Source organism: Pelomicrobium sp. P1, assembly GCF_052805615.1.
In genome coordinates, this window is record NZ_JBRBEM010000010.1 from 1 (window position 1) to 14,513 (window position 14,513).

30 protein-coding genes are annotated in these 14,513 nt (G+C 64.4%); all 30 read left to right on the forward strand.

Going from position 1 to position 14,513, the window contains the following annotated elements; all coding sequences use genetic code 11:
- A partial coding sequence (locus ACUVYZ_RS10710; RefSeq protein WP_446033063.1) for an EF-Tu C-terminal domain-related protein occupies positions 1 to 129 on the forward strand: 129 nt, incomplete at its 5' end.
- A gap of 87 nt (positions 130 to 216) precedes the next feature.
- Entirely contained in the window at positions 217 to 525 is a 309-nt protein-coding gene (rpsJ, locus tag ACUVYZ_RS10715) for a 30S ribosomal protein S10 (RefSeq protein ID WP_173059996.1), read from the forward strand.
- 112 nt (positions 526 to 637) lie between these two features.
- Positions 638 to 1,282, forward strand: coding sequence for a 50S ribosomal protein L3 (gene rplC, locus ACUVYZ_RS10720; protein WP_439934452.1), 645 nt, complete (start codon positions 638 to 640; stop codon positions 1,280 to 1,282).
- A complete protein-coding gene (gene rplD / locus ACUVYZ_RS10725; protein WP_439934453.1) occupies positions 1,282 to 1,902 on the forward strand; it encodes a 50S ribosomal protein L4 in 621 nt (206 codons plus the stop codon). The genes rplC and rplD overlap by 1 nt, the downstream gene beginning before the upstream one ends.
- On the forward strand, positions 1,899 to 2,207 hold the full coding sequence (rplW, locus tag ACUVYZ_RS10730) for a 50S ribosomal protein L23 (protein WP_439934454.1): 309 nt from the start codon (positions 1,899 to 1,901) through the stop codon (positions 2,205 to 2,207). Before rplD ends, rplW begins: the two co-directional genes overlap by 4 nt.
- Entirely contained in the window at positions 2,208 to 3,035 is an 828-nt protein-coding gene (gene rplB, locus ACUVYZ_RS10735) for a 50S ribosomal protein L2 (RefSeq protein ID WP_439934455.1), read from the forward strand.
- A 15-nt stretch (positions 3,036 to 3,050) separates the two neighbouring features.
- Entirely contained in the window at positions 3,051 to 3,338 is a 288-nt protein-coding gene (gene rpsS / locus ACUVYZ_RS10740) for a 30S ribosomal protein S19 (protein ID WP_439934456.1), read from the forward strand.
- Between the two features lie 11 nt (positions 3,339 to 3,349).
- On the forward strand, positions 3,350 to 3,706 hold the full coding sequence (gene rplV / locus ACUVYZ_RS10745) for a 50S ribosomal protein L22 (protein ID WP_439934457.1): 357 nt from the start codon (positions 3,350 to 3,352) through the stop codon (positions 3,704 to 3,706).
- A gap of 9 nt (positions 3,707 to 3,715) precedes the next feature.
- The gene (rpsC, locus tag ACUVYZ_RS10750; protein ID WP_439934458.1) at positions 3,716 to 4,441 is read left to right on the forward strand and encodes a 30S ribosomal protein S3; all 726 of its coding nucleotides are present in this window, start codon (positions 3,716 to 3,718) and stop codon (positions 4,439 to 4,441) included.
- Positions 4,425 to 4,838, forward strand: coding sequence for a 50S ribosomal protein L16 (rplP, locus tag ACUVYZ_RS10755; RefSeq protein ID WP_439934459.1), 414 nt, complete (start codon positions 4,425 to 4,427; stop codon positions 4,836 to 4,838). Before rpsC ends, rplP begins: the two co-directional genes overlap by 17 nt.
- Positions 4,839 to 4,842: 4 nt before the next feature.
- Positions 4,843 to 5,037: a 50S ribosomal protein L29 gene (gene rpmC / locus ACUVYZ_RS10760; protein WP_439934460.1), complete on the forward strand. Its 195-nt coding sequence runs from the start codon at positions 4,843 to 4,845 to the stop codon at positions 5,035 to 5,037.
- A complete protein-coding gene (gene rpsQ, locus ACUVYZ_RS10765; RefSeq protein ID WP_439934461.1) occupies positions 5,034 to 5,303 on the forward strand; it encodes a 30S ribosomal protein S17 in 270 nt (89 codons plus the stop codon). Before rpmC ends, rpsQ begins: the two co-directional genes overlap by 4 nt.
- Positions 5,304 to 5,439: 136 nt before the next feature.
- Positions 5,440 to 5,808 (forward strand): 50S ribosomal protein L14, encoded by a 369-nt coding sequence (gene rplN, locus ACUVYZ_RS10770; protein ID WP_333840063.1) that lies wholly within the window; start codon positions 5,440 to 5,442, stop codon positions 5,806 to 5,808.
- A gap of 10 nt (positions 5,809 to 5,818) precedes the next feature.
- Positions 5,819 to 6,136 carry a 50S ribosomal protein L24 gene (rplX, locus tag ACUVYZ_RS10775; RefSeq protein WP_439934462.1) on the forward strand — a complete coding sequence of 106 codons (318 nt, stop codon included), beginning with the start codon at positions 5,819 to 5,821 and terminating at the stop codon, positions 6,134 to 6,136.
- Between the two features lie 11 nt (positions 6,137 to 6,147).
- Complete coding sequence (gene rplE, locus ACUVYZ_RS10780; RefSeq protein WP_439934463.1) at positions 6,148 to 6,687, forward strand: 50S ribosomal protein L5; 540 nt, start codon at positions 6,148 to 6,150, stop codon at positions 6,685 to 6,687.
- 7 nt (positions 6,688 to 6,694) lie between these two features.
- Complete coding sequence (rpsN, locus tag ACUVYZ_RS10785) at positions 6,695 to 7,000, forward strand: 30S ribosomal protein S14 (RefSeq protein ID WP_439934464.1); 306 nt, start codon at positions 6,695 to 6,697, stop codon at positions 6,998 to 7,000.
- Between the two features lie 79 nt (positions 7,001 to 7,079).
- Positions 7,080 to 7,475 (forward strand): 30S ribosomal protein S8, encoded by a 396-nt coding sequence (rpsH, locus tag ACUVYZ_RS10790; protein ID WP_439934465.1) that lies wholly within the window; start codon positions 7,080 to 7,082, stop codon positions 7,473 to 7,475.
- A gap of 10 nt (positions 7,476 to 7,485) precedes the next feature.
- Positions 7,486 to 8,019 (forward strand): 50S ribosomal protein L6, encoded by a 534-nt coding sequence (gene rplF, locus ACUVYZ_RS10795; protein ID WP_439934466.1) that lies wholly within the window; start codon positions 7,486 to 7,488, stop codon positions 8,017 to 8,019.
- Positions 8,020 to 8,035: 16 nt separating this feature from the next.
- Positions 8,036 to 8,389: a 50S ribosomal protein L18 gene (rplR, locus tag ACUVYZ_RS10800; RefSeq protein WP_439934586.1), complete on the forward strand. Its 354-nt coding sequence runs from the start codon at positions 8,036 to 8,038 to the stop codon at positions 8,387 to 8,389.
- Positions 8,390 to 8,449: 60 nt separating this feature from the next.
- Positions 8,450 to 8,965 (forward strand): 30S ribosomal protein S5, encoded by a 516-nt coding sequence (gene rpsE / locus ACUVYZ_RS10805; RefSeq protein ID WP_439934467.1) that lies wholly within the window; start codon positions 8,450 to 8,452, stop codon positions 8,963 to 8,965.
- Positions 8,962 to 9,150 carry a 50S ribosomal protein L30 gene (gene rpmD, locus ACUVYZ_RS10810; protein ID WP_439934468.1) on the forward strand — a complete coding sequence of 63 codons (189 nt, stop codon included), beginning with the start codon at positions 8,962 to 8,964 and terminating at the stop codon, positions 9,148 to 9,150. Before rpsE ends, rpmD begins: the two co-directional genes overlap by 4 nt.
- On the forward strand, positions 9,151 to 9,585 hold the full coding sequence (gene rplO, locus ACUVYZ_RS10815) for a 50S ribosomal protein L15 (protein ID WP_439934469.1): 435 nt from the start codon (positions 9,151 to 9,153) through the stop codon (positions 9,583 to 9,585). It begins immediately after the preceding gene.
- A 10-nt stretch (positions 9,586 to 9,595) separates the two neighbouring features.
- On the forward strand, positions 9,596 to 10,921 hold the full coding sequence (secY, locus tag ACUVYZ_RS10820) for a preprotein translocase subunit SecY (protein ID WP_439934470.1): 1,326 nt from the start codon (positions 9,596 to 9,598) through the stop codon (positions 10,919 to 10,921).
- Positions 10,922 to 10,926: 5 nt separating this feature from the next.
- Positions 10,927 to 11,145, forward strand: coding sequence for a translation initiation factor IF-1 (gene infA, locus ACUVYZ_RS10825; RefSeq protein ID WP_333839879.1), 219 nt, complete (start codon positions 10,927 to 10,929; stop codon positions 11,143 to 11,145).
- 87 nt (positions 11,146 to 11,232) lie between these two features.
- Positions 11,233 to 11,346: a 50S ribosomal protein L36 gene (gene rpmJ, locus ACUVYZ_RS10830; protein ID WP_333839877.1), complete on the forward strand. Its 114-nt coding sequence runs from the start codon at positions 11,233 to 11,235 to the stop codon at positions 11,344 to 11,346.
- A 77-nt stretch (positions 11,347 to 11,423) separates the two neighbouring features.
- Entirely contained in the window at positions 11,424 to 11,807 is a 384-nt protein-coding gene (rpsM, locus tag ACUVYZ_RS10835; RefSeq protein WP_439934471.1) for a 30S ribosomal protein S13, read from the forward strand.
- Positions 11,808 to 11,816: 9 nt separating this feature from the next.
- Positions 11,817 to 12,206: a 30S ribosomal protein S11 gene (gene rpsK, locus ACUVYZ_RS10840; RefSeq protein ID WP_439934472.1), complete on the forward strand. Its 390-nt coding sequence runs from the start codon at positions 11,817 to 11,819 to the stop codon at positions 12,204 to 12,206.
- Between the two features lie 19 nt (positions 12,207 to 12,225).
- Positions 12,226 to 12,852, forward strand: coding sequence for a 30S ribosomal protein S4 (gene rpsD / locus ACUVYZ_RS10845; protein WP_439934473.1), 627 nt, complete (start codon positions 12,226 to 12,228; stop codon positions 12,850 to 12,852).
- Positions 12,853 to 12,957: 105 nt separating this feature from the next.
- On the forward strand, positions 12,958 to 13,938 hold the full coding sequence (locus ACUVYZ_RS10850) for a DNA-directed RNA polymerase subunit alpha (RefSeq protein ID WP_439934474.1): 981 nt from the start codon (positions 12,958 to 12,960) through the stop codon (positions 13,936 to 13,938).
- Between the two features lie 146 nt (positions 13,939 to 14,084).
- Positions 14,085 to 14,486: a 50S ribosomal protein L17 gene (gene rplQ / locus ACUVYZ_RS10855; protein WP_439934475.1), complete on the forward strand. Its 402-nt coding sequence runs from the start codon at positions 14,085 to 14,087 to the stop codon at positions 14,484 to 14,486.
- Positions 14,487 to 14,513 lie beyond the last annotated feature (27 nt).

A 14,513-nucleotide genomic window follows, 5' to 3' on the forward strand; every position in this document is an offset into this window, starting at 1 on the left:
CCTGGGGACAATGTGTCGATCACGGTGAGCTTGATTGCCCCGATTGCGATGGAGGAGGGGCTGCGCTTTGCCATCCGCGAGGGCGGGCGCACGGTGGGCGCCGGCGTGGTGGCGAAAATCATCGAATAGCGGCTGGGACGCGGGCCACGGCCGTGGAGGGGCGCTTTCCCCTACGGAACCGGCCGCCGCGCCCAGACGCTTACATGGGGTTAAAGCATGCAGAGCCAGAAGATACGAATCCGCCTCAAGGCGTTCGATTACCGCCTGATCGACCAGTCGGCGCTGGAGATCGTCGAAACTGCCAAGCGGACCGGGGCGGTGGTGCGCGGCCCCGTGCCGCTGCCGACACGCATCGAGCGCTTCGATGTCCTGCGCTCGCCCCACGTCAACAAGACCTCGCGCGACCAGTTCGAGATTCGCACGCACTTGAGGCTGATGGACATCATTGATCCCACCGACAAGACGGTGGACGCGCTGATGAAGCTCGATCTGCCGGCGGGGGTGGACGTGGAGATCAAGTTATAGCGATGGGCGAAGGGTAAAGGCGGAACGGGTGCTCTCCGAGCCGCCCCCCTTAACCGAATCGTGCATGACCGCCGGTCAACCGCAACCGGCGCTGTTGAAGGGAACGAGAACGATGACACTGGGACTGATGGGCCGCAAAGTCGGCATGACCCGCATTTTCGCGGAGGACGGGACCGCCGTTCCCGTGACCGTGCTAGACGTCTCCAGCAACCGCGTCACCCAGATCAAATCGCCCGAGACCGACGGCTACAGCGCTGTGCAGGTGACTTTCGGCAAGCGCCGTGCGAGCCGGGTAACCAAGCCGATGGCCGGGCATTTCGCCAAGGCCGGGGTGGAGGCGGGGGAGGCGCTGAGCGAGTTCAGGGCCGCTGCGGAGGTCCTGGCGAGTCTCAAGCCCGGCGACGCGATCGGGGTGGAACTGTTCCAAGTGGGCCAGCACGTGGACGTGAGCGGAATCACGATCGGCAAGGGTTTCGCCGGCGTCATCAAGCGCCACAACTTCAGCTCCAACCGTGCGAGCCACGGCAATTCCATTTCCCACAACAAGCCCGGCTCCACCGGCCAGAACCAGGATCCGGGGCGGGTGTTCCCCGGGAAGCGCATGCCGGGCCACCTCGGCGCGGTCAAGCGCACGGTGCAGAATCTGGAAGTGGTGCGCGTCGACGGCGAGCGGCAGCTCCTGCTGGTCAAGGGCGCTGTGCCCGGCTCGAAGGGGAGCCGGGTGATCGTTCGTCCCAGCGTGAAGGCGGGTGCGTGATGGACCTCAAGTTGATCGACGACAAGGGGCAACCCAAGGCGAGCCTCAGCGCCTCCGACAGCCTGTTCGGGCGCGAGTACAACGAGGCGCTGGTGCACCAACTGGTGACCGCTTATCTGGCCAACGCGCGTCTCGGGACGCGCAAACAGAAAGCGCGGGGGGAGGTCAATAAGTCCCACCGCAAGCCCTGGCGCCAGAAGGGCACCGGCCGTGCCCGCGCGGGCTTCGCCGGCAGTCCCCTGTGGCGCGGTGGCGGGAAGATCTTTCCCAGTACGCCGGACGAGAACTTCAGCCACAAAGTGAACCGGAAGATGTACCGCGCCGGGATGGCCTCCATCCTCTCCCAGCTGGCCCGGGAAGGGCGGCTGTCGGTGGTGGAGGAACTCAAGGTCGAAGCGCCGAAGACCAAGCTCCTGGCGCGGAAGCTCAAGGACATGGGCCTCGAACGGGTTCTGATTATCGCCGATGGGGTCGACGACAACCTCTACCTCTCCGCGCGCAACTTGCCCGATGTGTTGGTGCTGGAGCCCCATCAAGCCGATCCGGTGAGCCTGGTGCGTTTCCCGAGCGTGTTGCTCACCCGGGGTGCGGTGGCCAAGTTCGAGGAGATGTACGCATGAGCGGGTTCAACCAAGAACGGCTGATGAAGCTCATCCTGGCGCCCGTGGTCTCGGAAAAGAGCACCCTGGTGGCGGATCGCCACCGGCAGTACGTTTTCCGGGTGGCCCAGGACGCCACCAAGCCGGAGATCAAGGCGGCGGTAGAGCTCATGTTCAAGACCCAGGTGTGGTCGGTCCAGGTGGCCAACGTGAAGGGCAAGAGAAAGCGCTTCGGGCGCCACGAGGGACGCCGGCGCAACTGGAAGAAAGCGTACGTGTGCCTTGCACCTGGGCAGGAGATCAATTTCGCCGCGGAGGTCAAGTAAATGCCGCTGGTCAAACTGAAGCCCACGTCCCCCGGACGGCGCGCCGTCATGCGGGTGGTCACGCCCGGGCTGTACAAGGGCCGGCCGTACGAGCCTCTCACCGAGTCCCAGAAGCGCGGCTCCGGTCGCAACAACGCCGGCAGGATCACCACCCGGCACCAGGGTGGCGGACACAAGCACCACTACCGGATCATCGACTTCCGCCGGACGAAGGACGGCATTCCCGCCCGGGTGGAGCGCATTGAGTACGACCCGAACCGCTCCGCCCACATCGCGCTCTTGTGCTACGCGGACGGTGAGCGCCGCTACATCATCGCCCCCAAGGGCCTTGCCGTGGGGGATCGGGTGATGAGCGGGGTGGACGCGCCGATCAAGCCTGGAAACGTCCTGCCGCTGCGCAATATTCCTGTGGGTACTACCGTCCACTGTGTGGAAATGGTCCCGGGCAAGGGCGCCCAGCTTGCCCGGGCGGCGGGCACGTCGGTGCAGTTGCTCGCCCGGGAAGGCGATTACGCCCAGCTGCGGCTGCGTTCCGGGGAGATCCGCAAGGTGCACCTGAATTGCCGAGCCGCCATCGGCGAGGTGGGCAACGAGGAGCACTCCCTGGAGTCGATCGGCAAGGCCGGGGCCAGCCGCTGGCGCGGCATCAGGCCCACCGTCCGCGGCGTGGCGATGAACCCCATCGACCACCCCCACGGCGGCGGCGAGGGCAAGACCTCGGGGGGGCGCCACCCGGTGTCGCCGTGGGGCGTACCCACCAAGGGCTACAAGACCCGGCGCAACAAGCGCACCACCGCAATGATCGTCAGCCGTCGCAAGAAGACTTGATGAGGCATCAGGCCAATGGCACGTTCAGTTAAGAAAGGCCCGTTCGTCGATCACCACCTCATGCGCAAGGTGGAGGCAGCGCGGGCGGCGAACGACAAGCGTCCGATCAAGACCTGGTCGCGCCGCTCCACCATCATTCCCGACTTTGTCGGCTTGACCATCGCCGTGCACAACGGCAAGCAGCACATCCCCGTGTTCATCACGGAAAACATGGTGGGCCACAAGCTCGGGGAATTCGCGCTCACCCGCACTTTCAGGGGCCATGCCGCCGACAAGAAGGCGGCGGTGGCGACGAAGAAATAGGGAGGGAGGCCATGGAGACTACCGCCAGGCTGTGGGGCGTGCGGCTTTCGGCGCAGAAGGGGCGGCTGGTGGCCGACCAGATCCGCGGGCTTCCGGTGGAGCGGGCGCTCAATATCCTGACCTTCAGCCCCAAGAAAGCGGCCGGGATCATCAAGAAGGTGCTGGAATCCGCCATCGCCAACGCCGAGCACAATGAAGGAGCGGACGTGGACGAGCTGAAGGTGGTGCGCGTCCTGGTGGAACAGGGACCCACCCTGCGCCGCTACCACGCCCGCGCCAAGGGCCGGGGGGCCAGGATCCTGAAGCCGACCTGCCACGTCTTCGTGACCGTCGGCGACGAAAAGACCGGCAAGGCGGCGAAAACTTAAGGAGCATCCATGGGACAGAAGATCCATCCGACCGGCTTCAGGCTCGCGGTCCTGCGCAATTGGACTTCCCGCTGGTACGCGAACGACAAGAATTTCCCGGTGATGCTCAACGAGGACATCAAGGTCCGGGATCATCTGCGCCAGAAGCTCGCCCACGCGGCGGTGAGCAAGATCGTGATCGAGCGGCCGGCCAAAAACGCCAAGATCACGATCCACAGCGCCCGCCCGGGGGTGGTGATCGGCAAGAAGGGCGAGGACATCGAGATGCTGCGCACCGAGCTGCAGCGGTTAATGGGAGTCCCGGTGCACGTGAACATCGAGGAAATCCGCAAGCCGGAGCTAGACGCGCAGTTAATCGCCGACTCCATTTCTGCCCAGCTGGAAAAGCGCATCATGTTCCGCCGAGCCATGAAGCGCGCCATCACCAACGCCATGCGGCTGGGTGCCCAGGGCATCAAGATCATGAGCGCCGGCCGATTGAACGGCGTGGAGATCGCCCGGACGGAATGGTACCGGGAGGGGCGCGTGCCGCTGCACACCCTGCGGGCCGACGTGGACTACGGTTTTTCCGAGGCGAAGACGACCTATGGGGTAATCGGCGTCAAGGTGTGGGTGTTCAAGGGGGAAATCCTGGGCAAGGCCGAGCAGCCGGCGACGGCCTTGCCGCCTGCGGCGCCGACCGAGCAGCCGCGGCGTGCTCGGAGAGCAGGAGCGAAAAATGCTGCAGCCAGCTAGAACCAAGTACCGCAAACAGCAGAAGGGGCGCAACAGGGGCATCGCCACCCGTGGCCACAAGGTTTCCTTCGGCGAGTACGGACTCAAGGCGATTACCCGCGGCCGCCTGACCGCACGGCAGATCGAGGCCGCCCGCCGCGCCATGACGCGGCACGTCAAGCGCGGCGGCCGGATCTGGATCCGCATCTTCCCGGACAAGCCCGTTTCCAAGAAGCCGGCGGAAGTGCGCATGGGCAACGGGAAGGGGAACCCGGAATTTTTCGTCGCCGAGATCCGGCCCGGCAAGGTTCTCTACGAAATGGACGGTGTGTCCGAGGCCATCGCCAGGGAAGCCTTCCGCCTGGCGGCGGCCAAGTTGCCGGTGCAAACCGAATTCGTCGTTCGCCAACTGGGGTGAGTCCGTGAAGCCAAGAGAGTTGCGTTCCAAGTCGGTGGACGAATTAAGAAAAGAGCTGGGCGAGCTGCTGCGCGCCCAGTTCAGCCTGCGCATGCAGCACGCCACCCAGCAGCTCGCCAACACGAGCCAGCTCGGCAAAGTGCGGCGGGACATTGCCCGGGTGCGCACGATTCTGAGGGAGAGGGCGGGTAAGCAATGAGTGAGGAACAGGCGAAACGCCGCCGCACCCTCATGGGGCGGGTGGTGAGCGACAAGATGGACAAAACCGTCACGGTGCTGGTGGAGCGCCGAGTCAAGCATCCCTTGATAGGCAAGGTGATTACGCGCTCCAAGAAGTATCACGCCCACAACGAGAACAACGAAGCACGCGAAGGCGACCTGGTGGAGATCGAGGAGTGCCGGCCGATTTCCAAGACCAAGTCGTGGCGTGTGACCAAGCTGCTGGAGAAGGCGCGGGCAGTTTGAGTCCTGGTACCGCGGCGGATTAGTTGATATAATTAGCGATTTTCCCTTTGTAGGGTGGCCTTTCCCGGACGGGATCCAAAACTGGCCGGTCAGCCGGGCGAGCCCGGCATCGGGTTAAGTTGGAGAGGGATTCGAAATGATACAGATGCAGTCCCTGCTGGACGTGGCCGACAACACCGGCGCGCGCACGCTCAAGTGCATCAAGGTGCTGGGCGGCTCGAAGCGGCGCTACGCCAACATCGGCGACGTCATCAAAGTGAGCATAAAGGAAGCGGCTCCCCGCGGCCGCGTCAAGAAGGGCGAGATCTACAACGCGGTCGTGGTGCGCACCGCCAAGGGCGTGCGGCGGGCGGACGGCTCGCTCATCAAGTTCGACTCGAACGCGGCGGTGCTGCTCAACAACAAGCTGGAGCCGATCGGGACCCGCATCTTCGGTCCCGTGACCCGGGAACTGCGCACCGAACGGTTCATGAAGATCGTTTCGCTTGCGCCCGAAGTGCTCTGAGGAAAAGCCGATGCGCAAGATCCGCAAAGGTGACGAGGTCATCGTGATCGCCGGCAAAGACAAAGGCCGGCGGGGCACCGTGCTGCGCGTGGTCGACGACGAGCGCGTGGTGGTGGAGGGCGTGAACAGAGTGAAAAAGCACCAGCGTCCCAACCCCATAAAGGGGACCACCGGGGGCATCATCGAGAAGGAGATGCCGATTCACGTCTCCAACGTGGCCATATTCAACCCGCACACGCAGAAGCCCGATCGGGTGGGATTCAGGCTCCTGGAGGACAAGCGCAAGGTGCGCTATTTCAAGTCCAACGGGGAAGTGATCGACGTTTGAAGGGACGGTCGATGGCACGTTTGCAGCAGTACTACCGCGAGACTGTGGTGCCCGAGCTGATGAAGCGGTTCGGGTACAAGAGCGTGATGCAGGTGCCGCGCATCGAGAAGATCACGCTCAACATGGGGGTGGGCGAAGCCGTGGCGGACAAGAAGGTGATAGAAAACGCGGTCGCGGACCTGGAAAGGATCGCCGGGCAGAAGCCCGTGGTGACCAAGGCCCGCAAGTCGATCGCCGCTTTCAAGATCCGCGCGGGCTTTCCGGTGGGCTGCATGGTCACGCTGCGCCGCGCGCGGATGTACGAGTTCCTCGACCGCCTGATCTCGATCGCGATTCCCCGCATCCGTGACTTCCGGGGTCTTTCGCCTCGGGCCTTCGACGGCCGGGGCGGCTACAGCATGGGCGTGAAGGAGCAGATCATCTTCCCGGAAATCGAGTACGACAAGATCGATGCGCTACGGGGCATGAACATCACGATCACCACCACCGCCAGGACAGACGAGGAAGCCCGGGCGCTGCTGGCGGCGTTCAAGTTTCCGTTCAAGAGCTGAGGGGCACATGGCGAAGAAGTCCTTGATCAATCGCGAATTGAAGCGCCGCGCCACGGTGAAGAAATACGCGGCCAAACGCCGGGAACTGCTCTCGATCGCCAGGAACCAGAAGCTTTCGGAAGATGAGCGGCACCTGGCGTTGCTCAAGTTGCAGCGCCTCCCGCGCAACGCCAGCCCGGTGCGGCTGCGCAACCGCTGCGCCCTCACCGGCCGTCCCCGGGGCACTTTCCGCAAGTTCGGGCTGGGCCGGAACAAGCTGCGGGAGATCGCGATGCGCGGCGAGATCCCGGGGATGATCAAGGCAAGCTGGTAACCGAATCGAGGCATCGGCCGGGCTCGCCTCGTCGACGGAGGATGGGTGACCGGAGCAAGCAGCCTGCAGGAGAACTTAGATGAGCATGAGTGATCCGATCGCCGACATGCTGACGCGGATCCGCAACGCGCAAGCGGCGGAGAAGTCGAGCGTCAGCATGCCGTCGTCCAAGCTCAAGGTGGCGATCGCCAAGGTGTTGAAAGAGGAGGGCTACATCGAGGACTTCGCCGTTCGCGAAGCGGAGGGAAAGCCCGTACTGGAGATCGCGCTCAAGTATTACGCGGGACGGCCGGTGATCGAAACCATCGAGCGCGTGAGCCGTCCCGGGCTGCGCGTCTATAGGGGGTCCAGGGAGATGCCCAAGGTCATGAACGGCCTGGGAATCGCCATCGTGTCCACGTCCAGGGGCGTGATGACGGACTATCAGGCTCGCGCCGCCGGCATCGGCGGCGAGGTGCTGTGCATCGTGGCGTGAGGATCTGGCCGTGTCCCGAATCGCGAAATATCCAATCCTGCTGCCCAAAGGGGTGGAAGTGGCGCTCTCCCGAAGCGAGATCACGGTCAAAGGCCCCCTCGGGACCTTGACCAGGCCGCTGACCCGCCACGTGATCGTGGAGAAGAACGGGGATGCCCTCCATTTCAAGGCGGCGAACGACAGCGCCATGGCGAAGGCCATGTCCGGAACCACCCGCGCCAATGTGGCCAATATGGTTCACGGCGTGACCAAGGGTTTCGAGAAGCGGCTGACGCTGGTCGGAGTGGGCTACCGGGCCCAGGCGAGCGGCGACAGCCTGAATCTGACGGTGGGCTTTTCCCACCCGATCAGCCGCAAGATGCCCAAAGGGATCAAGGTGGAGACCCCGAGCCAGACCGAAATCGTGGTCAAGGGCATCGACAAGCAGCAGGTCGGGCAGGTGGCGGCGGAAATCCGCGGCTACCGCAAGCCGGAGCCCTACAAGGGCAAGGGAATCCGCTACGCGGATGAGCACGTGGTCTTGAAAGAGACCAAGAAGAAGTGAGCCGAGGCTTCCCATGCTGAACAAGAAGCAAGCACGACTGCGCCGGGCTCGCAGGACCCGGCTGAAGATCGCGGAGCTCAAGGTCCCGCGGCTGACCGTGTTCCGCAGCAACCTCCACATCTACGCCCAGGTGATCGACGCCAGCGGCGGGAGGGTGGTGGCGAGCGCCTCCACCCTGGAGCCCGATGTGCGCAAGGACCTGCCCCGGGGCCACACCATCGCCGCGGCGGCGCTGGTCGGCAAGCGCATCGCGGAGAAGGCGAGAAACGCCGGGATCGAACGGGTGGCGTTCGATCGGAGCGGCTTCAAGTACCATGGACGCGTGAAAGCCCTCGCCGAGGCGGCGCGGGAAGGCGGCCTCAAGTTCTAGGACACGGGGAGAGCAGCCCTCGGGCAAAGGCCTGTATAGTCAGCCGACGAGGTTAAGCAGATGGCAAAAGGGCAGATCGAAGAGCGGCAGGACAACCTCCGGGAGAAAATGGTCGCGGTCAACCGGGTCACCAAGGTGGTGAAAGGGGGCCGGGTCCTCGGATTTGCCGCGCTCACCGTCGTCGGCGACGGCGACGGCGGAATCGGGATGGGCAAGGGCAAGGCGCGCGAGGTGCCGGTGGCGGTGCAGAAGGCGATGGAACAGGCGCGCCGCAAGATGGTGAAGATCAAGCTCAGGAACGGCACGCTGTATCATCCGGCGGTCGGGCGGCACGGCGCGGCGAAGGTCTACATGAAACCCGCCTCCGAGGGGACGGGGATCATCGCCGGCGGCCCCATGCGGGCCGTGTTCGAGGTGATGGGGGTGACCAACATCCTGGCCAAGTCCATCGGCTCCACGAATCCTTATAACGTGGTGCGGGCGACGATCAAGGGGCTGCTCGCCGTCCACGCGCCCTCCGAAATCGCCGCCAAGCGCGGCAAGAGCGTGGAAGAGATTCTGGAGCGGACCAAATGAGCGGGACCGGGAAGCGGTTGCGGGTCACACTGGTGCGCAGCCTGATCGGGACCAAAAAGGAGCACCGCGCCTGCGTGCGCGGGCTGGGGCTCAGGCGGCTGAACCACACGGTCGAAGTCGAGGACACGCCGGCGGTGCGGGGCATGATCCGCCGCGTCGGCTACCTGGTGAAGTGCGAGGATTGAATGCGGCTGAACGATCTTAAGCCGGCGGCGGGCGCCAAGCGACCGCGCCGCCGGGTCGGACGGGGCATCGGCAGCGGGCTGGGCAAGACCTCGGGCCGGGGCCATAAAGGCCAGAGGGCCCGCTCCGGCGGCTATCACAAGGTGGGCTTCGAGGGCGGGCAGATGCCGTTGCAGCGGCGGCTACCGAAACGGGGCTTCAACTCCCTGACCGAGGACGCCGTGGCCGAGGTGCGGCTCGGTGCGATCGATAAGCTCGGCATCGACAACGTGGACCTGGACGCCCTCAAGAAGGCGGGCGTGGTCCCGCGCCGAGCGCTGGGGGCGAAGGTCATCCTTTCGGGCAAGATCACCCGGGCGGTGAAGCTCCAGGGCGTCAAGGTGACCAAAGGGGCGCGGGCCGCGATCGAAGCCGCGGGCGGCAGCGTCGAGGGTTGAGGACCGTTCCATGGCGACGACCCGGGAGTCATTGCTGGGCATGACCGGCAAGATGGGCGATCTCAAGCGCCGGCTATGGTTTCTGGTCGGCGCGTTGATCGTCTACCGCATCGGCGCCCATATCCCCGTCCCGGGCATCGACGCCGCCGTGCTGGCGGAGCTCTTCCGCTCCCAGCAGGGGGGCATTCTCGGGCTGTTCAACATGTTCTCCGGGGGAGCGCTGTCGCGCTTCACCATTTTCGCCTTGGGCATCATGCCCTATATCTCGGCTTCCATCATCATGCAACTGGCGACGGTGGTGGTGCCGCAGCTTGAGCAGCTCAAAAAGGAAGGGGAGGCGGGGCGCCGCAAAATCACCCAGTACACCCGGTACGGAACCCTGTTCCTCGCCACGTTCCAGAGCATCGGCATATCCATCGCCCTGGAGGCGCAGCCGGGTCTCGTGCCGGAGCCGGGACTCATGTTCCGCTTCACCACCGTCGTCACCCTGGTCACGGGCACGATGTTCCTGATGTGGCTCGGGGAACAGATCACCGAGCGGGGCATCGGCAACGGGATTTCCCTGATCATCTTCGCCGGGATCGTGGCGGGCCTGCCCCAGGCCATCGGCGGGACGCTGGAGCTGGCGCGCACCGGTGCGTTCTCCATTCCCCTGGTGCTGATGCTCCTAGTCGGGGCGCTGGCGGTTACCGCCCTGGTGGTGTTCGTGGAGCGGGGGCAGCGCAAGATCCTGGTGAATTACGCCAAGCGCCAGGTCGGACGCAAGATCTACGGCGGCACCAGCTCGCACCTGCCGCTCAAGCTGAACATGGCAGGCGTCATTCCGCCCATCTTCGCCTCCAGCATCATCCTGTTCCCGGCTACCCTGGCCGGCTGGTTCGGCAGCCACGAGTCCGTCACCTGGCTGCGCGACATCGCGGCCACCCTTTCCCCCGGCCAGCCGATTTATGTGCTGCTGTACGCGGCGGCGATCATATTCTTCTGCTTCTTCTACACCGCCCTGGTCTTCAACCCGAAGGAGACTGCGGATAACCTGAAGAAAAGCGGTGCCTTCGTGCCCGGCATCCGTCCCGGCGAGCAGACCGCGCGCTACATCGAGCGGATCATGATGCGGCTGACCCTGGCCGGCTCCGTTTACGTGACCCTGGTCTGCCTGCTCCCGGAATTCCTGATCCTCAAGTGGAACGTCCCGTTCTATTTCGGCGGCACGTCCCTGCTGATCATCGTGGTCGTGACCATGGACTTCATGGCCCAGGTCCAGGCCTACGTGATGTCGCACCAGTATGAAAGTCTGCTCAAGAAGGCCAATCTGAAGGGCGGGCTTCCGGTGCGCTAGGTCGTATGGCCAAGGAAGAAACGATCCAAATGCAGGGCGAGGTACTGGAGACCCTGCCCAACGCCACGTTTCGCGTGAGACTGGAAAACGGGCATGTGATTTTGGGGTACATCTCGGGCAAGATGCGGATGCACTACATCCGCATCTTGCCCGGAGACAAGGTGACGGTGGAGCTCACCCCTTACGATCTTTCGCGCGGCCGCATCGTGTTCCGGGCGAAATAGGGCCGGTCGAGGGCGCGAGCCCCGGCCGCGGAGCCCGTAGAAGGAGCGTGGCGGGGTGGACTGCCCCAAGCTTTCGAGGAGCTGATGATGAAGGTTCAGGCGTCGGTGAAGAAAATCTGCCGCAAGTGCAAGATCGTGCGGCGCAAGCGGGTGGTCCGGGTGATCTGCTCGGACCCTCGTCACAAGCAGCGCCAAGGTTGAGCGGCTGCGCCTTTTCGCCTGGCGCGGCAAGGTTGTAGTGGATATAATTTAAAGTTTTCCGTTTTCGGAGTCTTTGCATGGCCCGCATCGCAGGCGTCAATATTCCGAACCATCAGCACGCCGTGATTGCGCTCACCGCGATCTACGGCATCGGGCGCAGCCGGGCGCGCCGCATTTGCGCTGCTGCCGGAATAGATGGATCAAAGAAAATCAAGGACTTGAGCGATTCCGAGATGGATCGCCTGCGCGACGAGGTGGGCAAATACACGGTCGAGGGCGATCTGCGCCGGGAAGTGTCCATGAGCATCAAACGGCTGATGGACCTCGGCTGCTACCGGGGGGTGCGGCACCGCCGGGGGCTTCCCGTGCGCGGGCAGCGAACCCGCACCAACGCGCGCACCCGCAAGGGCCCGCGCAAGATCATCGGCGCCGCCAAAAAGACGGCGACACAAGCCAAGTAAGGAACCAGCATGGCGAAAACCAGCACCAGGGTGCGAAAGAAGGTCAAGAAGAATGTGGCCGAAGGCATCGCCCACATTCACGCGTCGTTCAACAACACCATCGTGACCATCACCGACCGGCAAGGGAACGCCTTGGCCTGGGCCACGGCCGGAAGCAACGGATTCAAGGGCTCGCGCAAGAGCACGCCGTTTGCCGCCCAAGTCGCCGCCGAGCAGGCGGGGCGCGCGGCCCAGGAGTACGGGGTAAAGAACCTGGAGGTCAGGATCAAGGGGCCCGGTCCTGGGCGCGAGTCCGCGGTGCGCGCGCTGCACGCGGTCGGTTTCAAGATCACCAGCATCTCGGACGTGACCCCGATTCCGCACAACGGCGTACGCCCGCCGAAGCGGCGTCGCATCTGATTTTCCAAGGAGAGCAAGCGTGGCGAGATACCTGGATGCCAAATGCCGGCAGTGCCGCCGCGAAGGCGAGAAACTGTTTCTCAAGGGCGAGAAGTGCTTCACGGACAAGTGTCCGGTGGAGCGCCGCAGCTATCCGCCCGGGCAGCACGGCCAGAAGAGCGGACGGCTTTCCGACTACGCGATCCAGCTGCGCGAGAAGCAGAAGCTGCGGCGCACCTATGGGCTGCTGGAGCGGCAATTCCGCAATCTCTACTTCGAGGCCGACCGCCGCAAAGGGATCACCGGGGAAACCCTGCTGCAATTGTTGGAGAGCCGCTTGGACACCGTCGCCTTCCGCATGGGCTTCGGGGCCTCCCGCGCCGAGGCCCGGCAGCTCGTGCGCCACAACGGCATCCTGGTGAACGGCCGCCGCGTGAACATTCCGTCGTATCGGCTTCGACCAGGCGACGTGGTGGAGGTGGCGCAAAGGGCCAAGGAGCAACTGCGCATCAAAGCGGCGGCCGAAGCGGCCGAGCAGCGGGGCTTTCCCGAGTGGATCGAGGTCGATGTCAAGGCGCTGAAGGGAACGTTCAAGGCACGGCCCCAGCGCTCCGAGCTTCCCCAGACCATCAACGAGAACGTGGTGGTGGAGCTTTATTCCAAGTAGTCGGCCAAGGCGCCCGGGGGCGAGATCCTTGGTGCGGCGCCGTTGCGGGAGCAGAAAACGGAACGCAAGGGCGGTCGTGTGCCAGTTGACCAAGAGGTAGTGAACATGCAAGCCAGTGCTTTTCTCAAGCCGCGCATCGTCGACGTGCAGCATCTGTCGCCCATGTACGCGCGCATCACCATGGAGCCGTTCGAGCGCGGCTACGGCCACACGCTGGGCAACGCGTTGCGACGCGTCCTCCTTTCCTCGATGCCCGGATATGCGCCGACGGAAGTGCACATCAACGGCGTGCTGCACGAATACTCGACGATCGAGGGAGTGCGCGAGGACGTGGTGGACATCCTGCTCAACCTGAAAGGCGTGGTGTTGAGACTGCATAATCGCACCGAGGCAACCTTGACCCTCAAGAAGCAGGGCGAGGGCCCGGTGACGGCCGCCGATATCGAGGTCACCCACGACGTGGAGATCGTCAACCCCGAGCACGTGATCGCCCATTTGGCTGCCGGAGGCAAGCTGGAAATGCAGATCAAGGTGGAGCAGGGCCGCGGCTACGTGCCAGCCACCGTGCGCCGGCCGACCGAAACGGCCGGGCGGGGCATCGGCACCATCATGCTGGACGCCTCGTTCAGCCCGGTGCGCCGGGTGAGCTATACGGTGGAAAGCGCCCGGGTCGAGCAGCGCACCGATCTGGACAAGCTCGTCATGGATGTCGAAACCAATGGCGCCATCGAGCCCGAGGAGGCGATCCGCTACGCGGCGCGGATCCTGGTGGATCAATTGTCCTTGTTCGCCGATCTCAAAGGCACGCCGGCCCAAGTGGAGGCTCCCAAGTCGCCCCAGGTGGACCCGATCCTGCTGCGGCCGGTAGATGACCTGGAGCTTACCGTGCGCTCCGCCAACTGCCTCAAGGCGGAAAATATCTATTACATCGGCGACCTGATCCAGCGTACGGAAACGGAGCTGCTGAAGACGCCCAATCTGGGGCGCAAGTCGCTCAACGAGATCAAGGAAGTGCTCGCCTCGCGCGGGCTGACCCTGGGGATGAAACTGGAAAACTGGCCGCCCGCGGGACTGGAAAGGCCGTAAGGGAGGTGACATTGGCCGATCTCGGCCGCAGGCCCTTGGGGCCAGTTTCAGCGCAGGGTAACCTTCAGGTTGGCCGGAGCTAAGACTGACCGCCGCGGGACTGGAAAGGCCCTAAGCGCGGGCCGGTAGGGGGAAAGGACATCATCATGCGCCACCGTCAGGGATACCGCAAGCTCAACCGCACCACCAGCCACCGGCTGGCCATGTTCCGCAACATGACCAACTCGCTGCTGCGGCACGAGGTCATCAAGACCACCCTGCCCAAGGCGAAGGAGCTGCGTCGCGTGGCGGAACCCCTCATCACCCTGGCCAAGACGCCGACCCTGGCCAACCGCCGGCTCGCTTTCAACCGGCTGCGGGACCGGCAGAGCGTGGTCAAGCTCTTCGACGAGCTGGGTCCCCGCTACAAGAACCGTAACGGCGGTTACCTGCGAATCCTGAAATTCGGCTTCCGCCGGGGTGACAATGCGCCGATGGCACTCGTAGAGTTGCTGGATCGCCCAGAGACGGGCGAGAAGACCACGGGGGCGTCCGAAGCGAAAGAGTAAGGCTCATTGCTGCGGAGACTCACCCCC